This is a genomic window from Clostridium sp. CM027 (assembly GCF_024730565.1).
Classification (GTDB): domain Bacteria; phylum Bacillota; class Clostridia; order Clostridiales; family Clostridiaceae; genus Clostridium_AD; species Clostridium_AD estertheticum_B.
Genome location: NZ_CP077725.1, coordinates 1,075,002 through 1,090,297 on the forward strand (window position 1 = coordinate 1,075,002; position 15,296 = coordinate 1,090,297).

Sequence of the window (15,296 nt, forward strand, 5' to 3'; positions counted from 1 at the left end):
CTCATTAACAACAAAATATATTGCAGTTTTTATAAATATAGTTTGTAATGTTTATTAGAATACATTTAAATAAACATTAACTTCAAAATTACATTTAATATATTGTCCAAAAATGTGATATAATAATTCTTTATTGTCTTCTCTATATTTAAAAAAATTTGATATGTCTAATTTATTTTAAAATAGAAGACAGAATCATATACGCAAAATTGTTAGGAGTGACAAAACTATGAAAAATACAATATTAACACCTAGTGGAGTAATAAAATTAGAGGAAGAATTATCCTTTCGCACAGGAGAAAAAAGAAGAGAAATAACCGCCGCAATTAAAGAAGCAAAGGGCCATGGCGATTTAAGTGAGAATGCAGAGTATGATGCAGCTAAAGATGAGGAAGCAACCAATAATGATAGAATAATTGCAGTTCAAGAGTTACTTAGGAACTCTACAGTCGTAGATGATTACAGTAGTGACGACCAATTAGGTCTTGGAGGTCAGGCTGATATTAAATTTCTTGACACAGGTGATATTGAGAACATACACCTGGTATCAACAGTAGAGACCAACCCTGATTTAATGAACATAAGTATTGAATCCCCTCTTGGAATGGCAATATATAAAAAGGCACTTGGAGAAAAGTGCTCTGTTATATCTCCTGAAGGCAATTATGAAGTAAGTATAGAAAAAATTTACGAGTAAAAAAATTAAAGCAGAGATCACTCTCTGCTTAAATTTTTTTTATTAATTCTTGTTTTGTAAATTTAAAATTACCCCTTATCATTGCTTTTATGAATTCACATTTCAAACCCTTATTTCAAGGCACGGCGGAGAAACTTCATACGGATGCACGACACCCTTTACTTATTATCCACCATATTTTTTTCTGCTGCCTCTACCATTCTCTTTACCATTTCTCCGCCGACATTACCTGAATTTTTTATTTTATTTACAATATTACTTGGCACATCGCCCATATCTACATTTCTGCTTTCAATATTATCTACTGCCATATCTTGTGCTACTTCCATTTTAAATTTTTGAAGTTTTCCCGCTGCTTCTGGTACTAATGTTCTTTTAGTCATTTTACTACCTCCATATAATTTTATATTGTAAATACCCAAGATATATTGTAATAATTTTGATCTCAACCTTGTATATCTACAACTAGTATTTTTTAAAACGAACTTTTTATTCATTAATTCATCTTTAAAATTTTTATTTAGGTTTATTAATTTTGATTGTGTTTGAAATAAAATAAAGAAGATAACTTTAATTATCTCCTTTTTCTATTATATTTATTTATAATAGTTATCTATTTTTTTATGCGGCTTATCAACTCTACCATTAATGATTTTTATCAGTAGAAGATGTCTTGAAACTTTTTTCAAGCCTATCCACAACTTTAGTATATTTGTCCTTTTCATTTGCTGGAAATTTAAAAATAAAAGTATTTGTTGAAGCTTTTCCTACTACTTTTTTTTGATATACTATTTCGTCACCTTCAGTATAAGATATTACAAACCAACTACCACCTTTAGCTTTATAATACATATTATTATTTTCAATTGCTTTATTGTATATTGAATCAATAGTATCATTTGGTGCATTATTAGTTCCATATACCTGCAAATAAACCTTTCCATCGTCAGATTTAAATATATTACCATTTGCAGTATCATTAACTACTTTAAGATCATTAGGATACATAATTGAATATGAAAATTTTTCATTACTATAACTTTTATATTCATCTTCTTTAAGTTGATTACCCTGAGACTTTGCCTCTAATATTTTTTTAGTCTCGATTGCTTTTAAATCCGATGTTTTTTTTTCCTCCGCCACTTTTGCATCTTCTATTATTTTATCTGCTACTATTTTTGCATCTGCTATTTTTTTATCCGCTACTATTTTCGCATCTGAAATCCTTTTATCCGCTATTTGCTCTGGTGTTCCTGTTGCAGCTTCTGATGATACTTGTGATGGTGGTGTTGAGACTATTCTGTATATACTTACTACTATAACTAATAGTACTATGAGTGATAAGATTACAAGTGCTTTTACTGACTTTTTCATTTGTTTTTTCTCCTCGCATATGCTTTTATAGTGATAACTTTATAATCATAATTATTTAAAAGTTATTTGTTTTTTTTAATAAAAATGCTAAATACAATTGCTATAATAAACCCAATTAAAAACGACACCCAGATTGGCATAATTTAAACCCTCCTTAACCATCACATTAAAAAGGATACAGACTTCATGTCTATACCCTAATCAATTGTAGTCTCTAAACTTTTAAGCTCAGCTTTTTCTATTTTAGATCACTTATGAAATTTGGAAGATCAAAGCAAGATTTTGCAATCTCCTTTGTTAAATAACGAGTTTCAAGAGGCAATTTATTTACGTCCATGTTACTAGGATCATAAACATCTGAAGCCATTGTAAAACTCCATAATCCACCTGGATAAGTTGGAACAAACGCTATATAGGTTTTTACAATTTTAAAGTTATTCTTTAATATCCTTCTTGTATTCTCAATTATATTACGATGAAGCATTGGAGATTCACTTTGACATACCATTACTCCATCAGTTTTTAATGTTCTTTTTACATTTTTATAAAATTCTTCTCCAAACAAATCCTTAGCAGGACCCTCAGGATCTGGTGAATCGACCATGACTATATCATACTTAATATCGGTCTTCTTTACGTATTCAACTCCATCTCCGAATTTAAAATTGATTCTTTTATCAAAACCTGCGCCTCCGCTTATTTCCGGAAGAAATTTTATGCTTTCTTTTGTTACTACTTCGTCGAGCTCAACCATGTCAATTGTCTCAAGTCCTTTATACTTTGATAATTCTCGTACCGCTCCACAGTCTCCTCCACCAATTACCAATACGTTTTGTGGGTTTTTATGTGTGATTACTGGAATATGAGTAATCATTTCATTATATATAAAACCATCTGCTGAAGTAGTCTGCATTGACCCATCAAGCACAAGACATGGACCAAATGCCACAGTATCAATCAAAGCTACCTCTTGATAGGGCGATTTGCTATATGAAAAACATTTATTAATTTTGTAAGTAATTTTCAAACTTTTTTTCTCAACTTCAACTTCCTCAAACCACAGTTCATTATCAATTTTTTTAAAATACTTTGGCAATTCATCCATTTTCATAATAATTCCTCCATTATAATAAATTTAAGCTTGTAAAGATGCAACTCTATTATAGTTAATTCAACAATTACAGCTTTAATGTTTTCTTTTGTATCTCCGAAAGCCACCACTTCAAGTATATCATAGATATTCGAAAGTTCAACTTGGATATGCTAATGATAACCCAACACCACAATATCTTATTCTATTTAAATCTCCATCAACCCATAATAGCTAACTGAAAGTTATCCCATGGTCACTCAAGAAAAAAAGCTGAATATTATAATTAGGTTAATAATATTAATATAATGTTATTTTTTTCTAAAATCCTTTTTAAACCATAATTAAGAAAAAAGAATAACAGAAGATAATTATATTGTTTTGCACAAACTAGAGGATGTAGATGTTGCTACTGTGGAGACGAAAATAAATAGAAATCATAAACTAAATGATAAAAAATGCAGTGATAACTCAAAAGAAACAAAAGCCACCTGCACAAAGGTGGCTTTTTATACTATAAATATTAATTATTTATATCGCTGAAACATTCTCACATTTCAACAATTGAAGTAGCATCTTCTTTCGATTTTATTAAAATGTTTGAAATTACAAAAGCTAGTAAAGAAGGTACAAGCCATGAGAATCCTGCACTTGCTAGAGGAATAAATTTAATAAATGCGATGTTATTCCCAAATAAACCATTTACTGTATCTAAAATAGTTATTATTAAAGCTGTGTATACAGTTATAGCAACAATCTTATCATTTTTCACTTTATCACCAAGAAAGGTAATAGCTATTAGAATAATTACAATTGGATATAAAATTTGTAAAATTGGAACTGCCAATATAACTATACTATCAACGCCTTTTGTAGCTATTACTCCACTTACTAACGCCATAGAAATAGCATTAGTCGTGTATGATACTTTACCATTTGAGAGTTCAGTAAAGTATTTTGCTCCACTTGAAAGTAATCCTATAGAAGTTGTTAAGCATGCAAGACTCACAGATAAACTAAGAATAACGCTACCAATACTGCCTAAGTCTAGTTTTACAATTTGTGTAACTAGATTAGTTCTAGCTATATCTTCAGAGAACAAAGTAGATGTTTGAGATCCAAGATACATAAGTCCAGAATATACAAAGGCTAAACCCACTACAGCCACCATAGATGCCTTTATAGTCATCTTCATTATATCCTTTGGATTTTCATAACCCTTTGCTCTAACAGCTGAAAGAATTATTGATGCCAATATAACAGAGCCCATACCGTCCATCGTTTGATAACCTTCTAATAAAGATTTTGAAAATGCACCTTGGTAATGTGTATTTACAATTGGTCCAATAGGAAATATTATGCCTTTAAATATAATTATAGCGAGCATTAATAAAAGTGCTGGTGTAAGTATTTTACCTATATTATCAATTATTGAAGAAGGTTTAAGCACGAATGCAAGTGTTATTGCAAAATACAATATAATAGTTATGTTTTGCCCCATAAATGGGAATAAAGGCTGTATTCCAAGTTCGAAAGTCGTTGCGGCTGTTCTTGGAACTGCAAATAAAGGTCCTATAACAAGAATTAAAGCTACACCTGTTATTATTGCAAATTTTGAACCTACTCTATTTGCCATTTTATCGAAAGAACCATTAATTTTAGCACAGGCAATTATTCCAATTAGAGGAAGACCAACTCCTGTAAGGAGGAACCCTATAATAGCTATAATAAACTTGCTTCCTACCGCTTTCCCTAAGTATGGTGGAAAAATCAGGTTTCCTGCACCGAAAAACATTGCAAATAGTGCAAACCCTATAACCAAGGAATGTTTTGTTGAAGTTTTCATTTGTGTATACCTCCAGATGGATGAATTTATGTAATTCTAAAAAATAATTAAATCCACACTATTATTTTAAGAATAAGGCTTACCTTATCTTTTTAATTTCTAATTGAGCCATAATGCATGGTAATGCTAGGTTGAACAATAGTTTTCCTATTTTACCGTTTTCAAAATCTGAATTAATGAGAAAATCTCCTTATTAAATTATTTTAATAATAGCATTGTATAACAATGCGTGAATAATAACAACTATGAAAAGTATACCAATGAGCTAACTTCCGTATCACTGCGATGCAATCAATACATTTTTTTGCTGTTGCAATTCCCCTAGGCCATTACCATAACTGCGCATATTTTTTTATTTACAAACAAGCCTTTAAATGCTAAAATTAGTCCATAATTGTTATAAATTGTGAAGTAACAACATTTTTTTACACCTAGTATTAGTTACTGTAAACCTTACAGCATGATAGATTGTAGAATCTAATAAATTAAAAGTAAAAACTTGAAAATTTACATTAGTCAAGTGTATCATTATTTGAATATGTTCTTTTATCATCTAAGGAGAAGTGATTTAATGTATGAGTATTAAAATTAAAATAATTATTAGTTACCTAATATTAATTATACTTACATCAAGTTTTTTAGGTATTTTAATTGGTAAAATATCAAAGGATGCAGTATTTAAAGAAGTTAAAGAAAAAAGTCAAACTGTAACAGAATTAATTAATACTACAATAAGCGTAAGAAATGATTCCATTATAGAAAAGTCTTATAGTAATTTAGATTCTGCTGAGAAGTTATTATATAGTTTTGGTAATATAAATGTAGATAATACCCAAAGTATAAAAGTAGGGGATTATTATTTACCAGTTTTATATGCCGGAACACACAAGCTATCATTAGATACTAAGCTTGTTGATGATATACATAAATCTATAGGTAGCACAGCTTCTATATTTTTATTAAGTAATAATAAATTAATAAGGGTATCTACAACCCGTATTAAAGGCAACCAAAGACTTGAAGGAACATACTACCCTGCTGACTCAGATATTTACAATACAATAATTAATAATCATGAGTATTGGGGCGTAAATTTATCTGAAAATCAAAGTTATTTGTCAAGAATTAAACCATTACTTAATAAAGATAAAAAGGTTGTAGGAGCAATAGCTGTAGGGAATACATTACTTAATGATTATTTAGAAAAAACATTAAATAACTTTAAAATTGGAAAAACAGGTTATGTATACATAATGGATTCTAATGGAAAAGCGATTGTCCATCCTACTGATAAGGGAAAGAATCTAAGCAACTATGAATCAAGTAAAAAAATAATTTCAAATAGAGATGGATTAATTGAATACACATATAAAGGTGTGCATAAATTAGCTTACTCTATCTATTTCGAACCTTGGGATTGGTATATTGTTACCACAGCTAACTATGATGACTTAGCATCGTCAAGTAAATCAATTTTGAATACCACATTATTAAGTGGGTTATTAATGATTTTATTAGGTGGGATTATAGCTGTGTTTATGGCTAACAATTTGGTTAAACCCATTAATAAATTAAAGTCATATATGGAGATTGCGGGCTCAGGCGATTTAACAGTACATTCGGACATAAAAAACAAAGATGAAATAGGGGTATTATCCGATAGTTTTAATAATATGATAACTGAAAATAAACATTTGATAGAAGAATTGGTACAATATGATAAATTAAAAACTGAATTTATTGCCAATATGTCTCATGAATTAAAGACACCGTTAAATATAATTTTTTCTACAGCACAATTATTTTCTGTATATATAAGCAAAGATGTAAATTCAAATAACATGGATAAGTTAAACGAATATACAAATTATATAAAACAAAATTGTTATAGACTGTTACGACTCGTAAATAATATAATTGATATTAGTAAAATTGATTCTAAATTTATGGAGTTAAATTTAAAGAATCAAAATATAATACAAGTTGTTGAGGAAATAACCCTATCGACTATTCCGTATGTGCAAGGCATGTCAAGAATAATTATTTTTGATACGGATATAGAAGAAAAAATTATGGCTTTTGATGAAGAAAAGATGGAGAGGATTTTACTTAATTTAATTTCTAATGCAACTAAATTTACTAGGCCTGGAGATAAAATCGAAGTTTGCGTTTACGATAAAGATAGTCACGTTATACTTTCTGTAAAGGATAATGGCATAGGAATCCCAGAAGATAAGTTATCACAAATTTTTGAAAGGTTTAAGCAAGTGGATCCTTTACTAAGTAGAGCACATGAAGGTAGTGGTATAGGACTTGCTCTAGTTAAATCTTTAGTTGAAATGCATGGTGGTAAAATTAATGTACAAAGTAAGTATCAAGAAGGTACAGAATTTACAATAAGCTTGCCTGTTAATATAGTTGACGGTAATGATAATCCGAATTCAAAAATAGGTTTAATGAATCAAACAAACAGTGAAAAAATACAAATTGAATTTTCCGATATATATAAATAAAAAAGCTGCATTGAATGCAGCTTTTTTATTATACCCTTTACTTTTTCTTTAATATTTGAATTTGTCCTAAAGATCTTTCCTCCCCATCATTCCCAACTCTAGTCATTATGTATATTTCATAAAAATCTCCGCTTACCTCAATATTATTTCTATCTATATACTCAATAAGACTTTTATAATACTTGCTAGTATCATTATAATCATCATCAAAATTTAATGTTATATATTCCCCCTTTGGCAAAGTTATTAAATTATCATCATTTGTAACACACTCGAAACCATTAATTAGCATATTATTATATATTAGTTCATTATATTTTTTTATATCTTCATATGATACAGCAAAAGCAAGTTCTTTAATTGAACTACTATACTTCTGCTCCATCGATACTAATATTTCACTTAGATTTATTTCAAATTCTTCTGTATATCTCTTTGTATTATTATATTTTTTGAATTTTCTTTCCTTGTTATATTTAATAAAAACATCATTAATCCCTTCTTTTAAAGAATTTTTTATACGCTTCTCAAGAAAACTAATATTATTTTTTACTGCGTTTAAATCTTTTATTTTGGTATCTATCATTTCCTTTTGCTTACTTATTATATTAAGTATGGAATCAAATGAAGTATAGTTTTCTATTAATTCCTTTATTTCATCTAAAGATAAGCCCATAGCCTTACATTGTTTTATTGAATTAAGTATTACAAAGTGTTTTGCAGAATAATATCTGTATCTGCTCTTCTCGTCTACATATGAAGGTTTTAGTAATCCAATTTTATCATAATATCGTAATGTCTGAACTGATATATTTTGTAACTTTGACATTTCTCCTATTGAAAAGTTTGTCCCCATATTCTCACCTCATTTGTATTTAATATTTCCAAATAATGATGCTATTTTTTATTTTTAATGCATCTTCAAACTATTATTTTCCTTTAAGTTCCACATTTAAATCGGTTAAAACCGCTTGTGTAGAAGTTTTTATGTTTGCAATTAGTTTTATAGTTATAAATGTTAAACTTTCGGATACCATCGCACTTACCCATATTCCATTTATCCCAAACATACTTCCAAATAAAGTTAAGCATATTGGCAAGAAAATAACTGATCTACATACACAACTTATATTTGCATACTTTGGTTTTTCTATAGCTTGATAATACACAAGGGTATTTAAATTTATTCCTACTACAAAATAGCTAAAACTTGCTATTCGAAGGGCCTTATATGCTAACTGCGCTATGTATGGATCTGTTGTGAATATTCCTATAACCTTCTGTCCAAAGATAAAACTTGTTATAACAAAAAAAGCACTTATTAAAGTTGATGCTACGCATGTTATTTTAAAGAATCCTATCAATTTCTCAACATCTTTTCTTCCATAGCTGTAACTTAAAAGTGGTTGTACTCCAAGTGTTATTCCATAAAGAACCATATATATATTTGTAGTTAAATAATTTATTATACTATATGCAGAAATTCCTACCTCCCCTACATATTTTGCTAAAGCTATATTATGCAATAACACAATTATTGAATAACTTGCTTGTGCAAAGAATGATGGGAATCCTATAAGTGAAAACTCTTTAATAAGTTCCTTACTAATCTTTACATTCCCAAAAGTTAATTGACCTTCTCCTTTTAAGAAGTGAGGTAATAGCATACATACCGTAACTATTTGACCAAGGCCTGTAGCTATAGCTGCTCCTTTTATTCCAAAACCAAGCTGAAATATAAATATATAATCTAATATTACATTAGTTATTGCACCACTTATTGTAGAAACCATTGCAAGTTTTGGTCTTCCATCGTTCCTAACAAAACTACTAAGAACTATTCCCGTTAAATTAGGAATACAAAACAGTGCATAAAACCTTAAATATTCTACTGATAAACCCTGTAGCCTCTCTGTTGCTCCTAATAACTTTACTATTGGTTCTGTAAATATAACACCAATTACACTTATTACAACACTAATTATTAGCAGAAATTTAAATACTTGTCTAAATATATTTATTGCCTTTTCAGTATTACTTGCTCCAAAATTTTTAGAGACTAGAGCTCCTCCACCTATTGCAAACATAGAAGCTAATCCAAATAACATAACTGTAAATGGTAGCACTATGTTAACTGCTGCTAATGCTGAATCACCAACACCTTGTCCTACGAACATTCCATCAACAACTGTATATAAAGATGAAATAAACATAGCAAGTGCTGATGGAATAGCATATTTCAAAAATCTCTTTGTCATATATATCCACCTTTTTTCATTATTTTCACACTTTCTTATTATAAACTGTATTGTTACTATAGAGTCAACTTCTTTCTAAATAAGCAAAAGTATTACTAAAAAATAGAGCCAACAGATAAATTTTTATCCGCGACTCTATTTTTTATTTTTTTGAATACTACAGAAATAACATTAAAATGTCTAATTTATTATGCTCTATCCCTTTTAGAAAAACGTGTTTAAATAAATTTTTCAGCACTCTTCCAATGTTTTGAAGCTAAATCATACTTTTTAAAGTCTGGTATAGTTCCACCTGTTTCAACTAAAGCTTTTGCTACTTTTTTAAAATCCCTTCTTGTTTCACATTTAAAAGAATTTGATTCCTCTATTGATTCCATTACATCTCCAATTTTTTGCTGAAAGCTATTCATTCTTAAACCTCCTTCTATTTTGAGATAGTGTAAACACTATCTTTACTTTTTTTATATAAATCCTTGCATTTGCAAGGATTTAAGTTGTTTTTAAAATAAAAAAACAATGACCCCCTCTATTTGATATAATTGTTGTATCTGAACTCAACAAAATACCAAAAGGAAGGTGTCATTGTGAGTACAATTATATCAATGTTAGTTACCTATAATCAAGTATTACTTTCTCAAATTAAACAATTACTTATTTTTATTGCTAAAAATATACCGCTAAAAGTTCCAAAATACGATATGACAAGTCCTAAATATAAAAAACTTACTGTAGACAAATTGCCTACTATCAAAACTTTTGAAAAGCTTAATTATAATCAACTATTAGATGAGTATAAAACCTCTCATGGTAAGGATAAAAAACCTGTCAATTCTCGTGGTAAATATCCAGTATCCCCAGAGACCATCTGCCCTCAATGTGGCGCTCCGCACATCTATATCTACGATAACGCTGGAGGCCGTGGGCAGCTTTGGTGCAAAGTTTGTGATCTGCATTTCAACAAAAATAAGGTTAATTTTAAAACTGAGAGCTTCCTTTGCCCATTTTGTGGACACTCTTTAAGTAAGAAGAAGGACCGTAAAAACTTTTATATCCATAAATGTGTTAATAAAAAATGTAATTATTACCTGAATTCTCTTTCAAGGCTTTCTCTTGAAGATATTAAAGAATACAAGAAAGATAAGCACAGATTTAAACTGCATTACATTTATCGTGAGTTTACAACGAATTATTTTGATGTAGATTTATCTTCTATGCCAAAAGGTGCTACTAGCCTAAATTTCAGAAATTTTTCGTCTCATGTAATGGGCCTATGTCTAACATATAACATTAATTTAGGATTATCTACACGCCGTACGGCGCTTGCTCTTTGGGAAATACATGGAGTTAAAATATCTCATGTCATGGTTAGCAGATACGCCGTCACAGCTGCCGCTTTAGTTAAACCCTTTGTCGATAATTATGACTATAAGCCTACTGATTACCTCGCTGCTGATGAAACTTATACTAAAGTCAAAGGAGTCCATCAATATGTTTGGCTTGTTATGGACGCTATCAAGAAATCAATTTTAGGATACCAAGCGTCTTTTAGCCGTGATACTGGCCCTTGCATTTTGACTATGCGTATGGCTTTCGATAAGTTCAAAGAGTTTCCCGGCAAGTCACTTAAATTCGTTGCTGATGGCTATACTGCATATAAGCTTGCTGAGCAACAGTTTAAACTTAACGGCATGGACTTCGATGTAATCCAAGTAATTGGTCTTACTAACTCTGATCCTATTTCAACCGAATATCGTTGGCTTAAACAAATAATAGAGCGTCTCAACAGAACATTTAAATTTTCCTATAGGGTTACAAATGGCTTTGGTAGTGAAGAAGGTTCCAACACGCACTTGGCGTTGTTTGTAGCATATTACAACTTTCTCCGCCCACATAGCTACGCTTATTGGGGACCATTGAACTCAATCCCTGAACTTGAAAAGATTTCTACTATGCCAGCAAAATGGCAAAAGTTAATCGAACTTTCACAGCAACTTATAATAGAAAAACAGGTTGTATAAGTGAATTTACCTTTTAATATAGTTTGAATTTTCTTACCCGGCAGGGTTCCGTAAAAAAGGAACAATCTGATTAGGTATATTTTTGCTGACTTTTTTTATTTACCAAAAAAATTACAAGGTTTTGATGAAGACAAAACTAATATTTCATTCCTTTAAGGTATATTTTCACTTTTCAAGGTGCAATTTAAATTCCAAAATTTTTAATCTTGTTTTTTCATAGATTAGTTAACACTATCAATACTGAAATTAAACTATATATTACACTATATAGTTTAACCATTTTGTTATAAAGTATAACAGGAAACTAATGAACTCTATTTTAATAGGTTATTAAGTATGAGTCATATATAAAAATCAGTTATAAGTAAATATGTTTCAGCAATAAGTATAAATAGTTTTTTTACACATACTATATTTATAGTAAAATTGGCGGTGAAGAATAAATGAAAATTTTATTTATGACAGTTACCCTAAGAGCATCATGGTCGCATTCATTAAAAGAAAAAAGAATGGTTGTAAAAAGCATAGTTCAAAAACTAAAAAACAAGTTTAATATATCAGTAGCAGAAGTAGCTGAGCAGGATATTCATCAAACAATAGTTATCGGTATCGTAGGAATATGTGGAACTTCATCTCAGCTAGATTCTACAATGGAGCATATTATAACTTTTATAGAATCTAATACTGATGCAGAAATAATTGATATTCAGAAAGAGGATATCCAAGGTATGTAGACTTTCTATTGATGCTATAATTAGTCTTGTTGAAAAAAAACTGCATAACATATTCAATGTGAAAAGTTGTTGAATATGTTATGCAAGTGTTTTTTGTATGTGGGTAAAAATCTTTTCCCTTACATTTCTATATCCTTCCAGTTGACATTAAAACTAGTTTTCCAAAGAATTACATTAAATATCAAAAGCGCGACCGCATAAACACCAATATATATCATATTATTTCTAATAGCTACATGGATTCCAGCAAATACTAAAAGCAGCATAATTGTAATTACTGATGGCTTTATAAGCTTACCACTATCCGCTGTAGCAAACTTTACACTAAAGGGCATTGCCTTATTTGATGCTTTAAAATACACCAATAATAATATTAAAAGAACTAGAAACATTACTATTAAGTCTAAAATTATTGACGGTCCTTTAAAAATTGTGAACACTATAGATTCTAATATATAGAGTGGTAGTATTAGTTTGAATATAGTTCCTTTTACTGCCCCTTTTAATATTACTCCTGGATTTTCTATTGGCAATACCTTGTATATAAATGCCCCCTTATAATTATCACTATTATTTATAAACGCTGTACAAAAGCAAAGCAAGAATATAGTTATATACATTAACAAATGAATTTTCCCACCATATCCTGTTTTAATATTAGCCATGAATGATTTATCTTGTCCGTTACCCATAAACATAAATAGCACTGGCATAAACACTGCCATTGCAAGCGTTGGATACACCTTAAGCTTCAAGTTTCTCTCTGTAGCTATCATATTTTGAGTAAATTTAAACATACCCTTTTCAATCTTGTCCTTGCAAACAAGTCCTGCTATAAATTCTTTTCTAGTTTCACTTTTGCGGCTTACGGCTCCCCCTCTATCATTTAATTTTTGAAGGTTCTTTTCAAAATAAGGCACTACGCTTTTAATATAAAGCGTCATTAACATAATCGGTCCTGCTATTGCGAGTGCAAATAAAAATATTAGAAAAGGTTGTTTATTCCCATCTATTAGTATACCAAATGGAGATGCAAGCCACATAGATGGAAGTAATGCATGCCACAATTTGGGCATATATTCACTGTTCATATTGGTAGCATCAAAGACTCTTGCAACTAGTTGATATCCAAACGCAAATACAAACGCTAATAATATTTGAAAATAGTTTATTATATCCTTTAATTTTTCTCCATCAAAAAAATTCAAAACTAAAGTATATAGTAAAGATGTTAAAGCTATAACTAAGAACACTACAAGTATATTGTCTATAAAAAATATCACAGAAAATAAAGCTCCATATTTTACGCTGCCAATAACTAGTGGAATCAAATTTAATGATAGTGATAAACCTATTAAATATATACATATATGAGTAGTCTTTGCTGCATTAAATGTTTTACTATCGATTGGCTTAGGTAGTAATATATTTTTCTCTTTTACATCTAGTAATACTGCTGAAAAATCAGATATCATAAGTGAAATCATCATAAATAGATTTATACCTATTACAACATTCGCAGATTGCATAGATGACATACCACCCGTCATTATTATTAATCCAATAAAAATGCTCATAACTGAATTGAACATCAATAATGATAGATAATTATTCTTGTCCTTACTTTCATCTCTCTTTTTATTATTCCCCATAACAGTACTTACTCTACGACCATCTGTGGTTAATTTTATCTGAAGAATCATTCTCATAGTCTTATAGTTAACGCCTAATTTTTCATATAAAGATTGAAATTTATCCAATATCGCAAGTACGGTGAAATTCTTCATAATTACACCTCGCAAACCAAAGAAACAAATTCTTTAGCAACCTCTGCATGCTCATTAAATCCTGTTAGCTGATTGAATATTTCTTCAAGTGTTCCTTCCTTCTTATTATTCTTAAGCTCTTCAAAACTTCCATCAGCAACTATCTGTCCCTCATTTAAAAGTAATATTCTATCACTTACCTTCTCTACAACATCCATTATATGTGAAGAGTAAAATATGGTTTTTCCGCTCTTTGCAAGACTCTTCATAACCTCTTTAAACACCATTACACTATTAGCATCTAGTCCCCCTAGAGGCTCATCAAAAAATAAAATATCGGGATTATGAATTAAACTACAGATTATAATTAACTTTTGCTTCATACCTTTTGAATATGAGGATATTCTAGAATCTATAGCATCCTCAATTCCAAATAAGCCCATTAGCTTCGTTACTCTCTCGATAAGCTTTTTTTCTTCTAATCCATATATTCCGCCTAAAAAGCTTATATACTCATAAGCAGTCAAGTTTTCATATATATCTGCAAGCTCTGGTACATACCCTATTTTCTTTTTATACTCTATGCTTCCATTACTTATATCTTGTCCTAATATTTCTACTTTTCCCGAGTATCCTTCTAATATCCCAAGCATTATCTTTATAGTTGTACTTTTACCAGCGCCATTAGTCCCTATATATCCGATTATTTGACCTCTAGGAATTTCTAAATTTATTCCGTTAAGCACCTTTTTACTCCCATAGCTCATTTGTAAATCTTTAATTGATATTATACTTTCTAAATTTCCCATCGTACCCTCCCCTTGGATGTATTTTTTATCTGTTTATGTAATTTATTATACTGCTTAATTGGGTAATTTCAACAAGTTTTCACTTGTTACTTGTATGTAAACCTTTTAATTCTTATTTATATAAATCTCTTTAAAATAAGCTTTCCACCTAAAAAAAATAGCACCAGCCTAAGCTGATGCCAACTCTTATA

The 15,296-nt window shown here is 29.7% G+C and carries 13 protein-coding genes; 4 read left to right on the plus strand and 9 right to left on the minus strand.

Features of this window, described 5'->3' with window-relative positions; translation table 11 throughout:
• The first annotated feature begins 229 nt into the window (after window positions 1–229).
• Window positions 230–697, plus strand: coding sequence for a GreA/GreB family elongation factor (locus KTC92_RS05210; RefSeq protein WP_216303688.1), 468 nt, complete (start codon window positions 230–232; stop codon window positions 695–697).
• Between the two features lie 158 nt (window positions 698–855).
• On the opposite strand, the gene KTC92_RS05215 is transcribed toward KTC92_RS05210, so the two are convergent.
• From KTC92_RS05215 to brnQ, 4 genes are all read right to left on the minus strand, one after another.
• The gene (locus tag KTC92_RS05215) at window positions 856–1,080 is read right to left on the minus strand and encodes an alpha/beta-type small acid-soluble spore protein (RefSeq protein WP_165414532.1); all 225 of its coding nucleotides are present in this window, start codon (window positions 1,078–1,080) and stop codon (window positions 856–858) included.
• Window positions 1,081–1,342: 262 nt separating this feature from the next.
• The gene (locus KTC92_RS05220) at window positions 1,343–2,071 is read right to left on the minus strand and encodes a hypothetical protein (RefSeq protein ID WP_220286894.1); all 729 of its coding nucleotides are present in this window, start codon (window positions 2,069–2,071) and stop codon (window positions 1,343–1,345) included.
• 238 nt (window positions 2,072–2,309) lie between these two features.
• Window positions 2,310–3,182 carry a polyamine aminopropyltransferase gene (gene speE / locus KTC92_RS05225; protein WP_165414534.1) on the minus strand — a complete coding sequence of 291 codons (873 nt, stop codon included), beginning with the start codon at window positions 3,180–3,182 and terminating at the stop codon, window positions 2,310–2,312.
• Between the two features lie 529 nt (window positions 3,183–3,711).
• The gene (brnQ, locus tag KTC92_RS05230; protein ID WP_220286895.1) at window positions 3,712–5,007 is read right to left on the minus strand and encodes a branched-chain amino acid transport system II carrier protein; all 1,296 of its coding nucleotides are present in this window, start codon (window positions 5,005–5,007) and stop codon (window positions 3,712–3,714) included.
• A 575-nt stretch (window positions 5,008–5,582) separates the two neighbouring features.
• On the opposite strand from brnQ, the gene KTC92_RS05235 reads away from it, so the two are divergent.
• Window positions 5,583–7,520, plus strand: a complete 1,938-nt coding sequence (locus KTC92_RS05235) for a Cache 3/Cache 2 fusion domain-containing protein (protein WP_216304386.1) — start codon at window positions 5,583–5,585, stop codon at window positions 7,518–7,520.
• Between the two features lie 37 nt (window positions 7,521–7,557).
• Here the strand turns inward: KTC92_RS05235 and KTC92_RS05240 are convergent, their stop codons facing one another.
• From KTC92_RS05240 to KTC92_RS05250, 3 genes are all read right to left on the minus strand, one after another.
• Complete coding sequence (locus KTC92_RS05240; RefSeq protein WP_220286896.1) at window positions 7,558–8,376, minus strand: MerR family transcriptional regulator; 819 nt, start codon at window positions 8,374–8,376, stop codon at window positions 7,558–7,560.
• A gap of 73 nt (window positions 8,377–8,449) precedes the next feature.
• Window positions 8,450–9,778 (minus strand): MATE family efflux transporter, encoded by a 1,329-nt coding sequence (locus KTC92_RS05245; protein WP_220286897.1) that lies wholly within the window; start codon window positions 9,776–9,778, stop codon window positions 8,450–8,452.
• Window positions 9,779–9,996: 218 nt separating this feature from the next.
• Window positions 9,997–10,188, minus strand: a complete 192-nt coding sequence (locus KTC92_RS05250) for a hypothetical protein (protein ID WP_216304383.1) — start codon at window positions 10,186–10,188, stop codon at window positions 9,997–9,999.
• 174 nt (window positions 10,189–10,362) lie between these two features.
• Between KTC92_RS05250 and KTC92_RS05255 the strand changes: the two genes are divergently transcribed.
• Together KTC92_RS05255 and KTC92_RS05260 are read left to right on the plus strand one after the other, a co-directional pair.
• The gene (locus KTC92_RS05255; RefSeq protein ID WP_258280699.1) at window positions 10,363–11,796 is read left to right on the plus strand and encodes a DDE-type integrase/transposase/recombinase; all 1,434 of its coding nucleotides are present in this window, start codon (window positions 10,363–10,365) and stop codon (window positions 11,794–11,796) included.
• Window positions 11,797–12,239: 443 nt separating this feature from the next.
• Window positions 12,240–12,530 carry a DUF503 domain-containing protein gene (locus KTC92_RS05260; protein ID WP_220286898.1) on the plus strand — a complete coding sequence of 97 codons (291 nt, stop codon included), beginning with the start codon at window positions 12,240–12,242 and terminating at the stop codon, window positions 12,528–12,530.
• A 119-nt stretch (window positions 12,531–12,649) separates the two neighbouring features.
• Here the strand turns inward: KTC92_RS05260 and KTC92_RS05265 are convergent, their stop codons facing one another.
• Together KTC92_RS05265 and KTC92_RS05270 are read right to left on the minus strand one after the other, a co-directional pair.
• A complete protein-coding gene (locus tag KTC92_RS05265; RefSeq protein WP_220286899.1) occupies window positions 12,650–14,317 on the minus strand; it encodes a hypothetical protein in 1,668 nt (555 codons plus the stop codon).
• A gap of 2 nt (window positions 14,318–14,319) precedes the next feature.
• Window positions 14,320–15,105 carry an ABC transporter ATP-binding protein gene (locus KTC92_RS05270; protein WP_216304379.1) on the minus strand — a complete coding sequence of 262 codons (786 nt, stop codon included), beginning with the start codon at window positions 15,103–15,105 and terminating at the stop codon, window positions 14,320–14,322.
• Window positions 15,106–15,296: the final 191 nt, after the last annotated feature.

What these genes read in the sequence shown, in the direction of transcription:
- KTC92_RS05250 (WP_216304383.1), bottom strand. Translation starts at nt 10,188, where the DNA reads ATGAATAGCTTTCAGCAAAAAATTGGAGATGTAATGGAATCAATAGAG.
- KTC92_RS05235 (WP_216304386.1), top strand. Translation starts at nt 5,583, where the DNA reads ATGAGTATTAAAATTAAAATAATTATTAGTTACCTAATATTAATTATA.
- KTC92_RS05260 (WP_220286898.1), top strand. Translation starts at nt 12,240, where the DNA reads ATGAAAATTTTATTTATGACAGTTACCCTAAGAGCATCATGGTCGCAT.
- KTC92_RS05270 (WP_216304379.1), bottom strand. Translation starts at nt 15,105, where the DNA reads ATGGGAAATTTAGAAAGTATAATATCAATTAAAGATTTACAAATGAGC.
- KTC92_RS05240 (WP_220286896.1), bottom strand. Translation starts at nt 8,376, where the DNA reads ATGGGGACAAACTTTTCAATAGGAGAAATGTCAAAGTTACAAAATATA.
- brnQ (WP_220286895.1), bottom strand. Translation starts at nt 5,007, where the DNA reads ATGAAAACTTCAACAAAACATTCCTTGGTTATAGGGTTTGCACTATTT.
- speE (WP_165414534.1), bottom strand. Translation starts at nt 3,182, where the DNA reads ATGAAAATGGATGAATTGCCAAAGTATTTTAAAAAAATTGATAATGAA.
- KTC92_RS05220 (WP_220286894.1), bottom strand. Translation starts at nt 2,071, where the DNA reads ATGAAAAAGTCAGTAAAAGCACTTGTAATCTTATCACTCATAGTACTA.
- KTC92_RS05215 (WP_165414532.1), bottom strand. Translation starts at nt 1,080, where the DNA reads ATGACTAAAAGAACATTAGTACCAGAAGCAGCGGGAAAACTTCAAAAA.
- KTC92_RS05265 (WP_220286899.1), bottom strand. Translation starts at nt 14,317, where the DNA reads ATGAAGAATTTCACCGTACTTGCGATATTGGATAAATTTCAATCTTTA.
- KTC92_RS05245 (WP_220286897.1), bottom strand. Translation starts at nt 9,778, where the DNA reads ATGACAAAGAGATTTTTGAAATATGCTATTCCATCAGCACTTGCTATG.
- KTC92_RS05210 (WP_216303688.1), top strand. Translation starts at nt 230, where the DNA reads ATGAAAAATACAATATTAACACCTAGTGGAGTAATAAAATTAGAGGAA.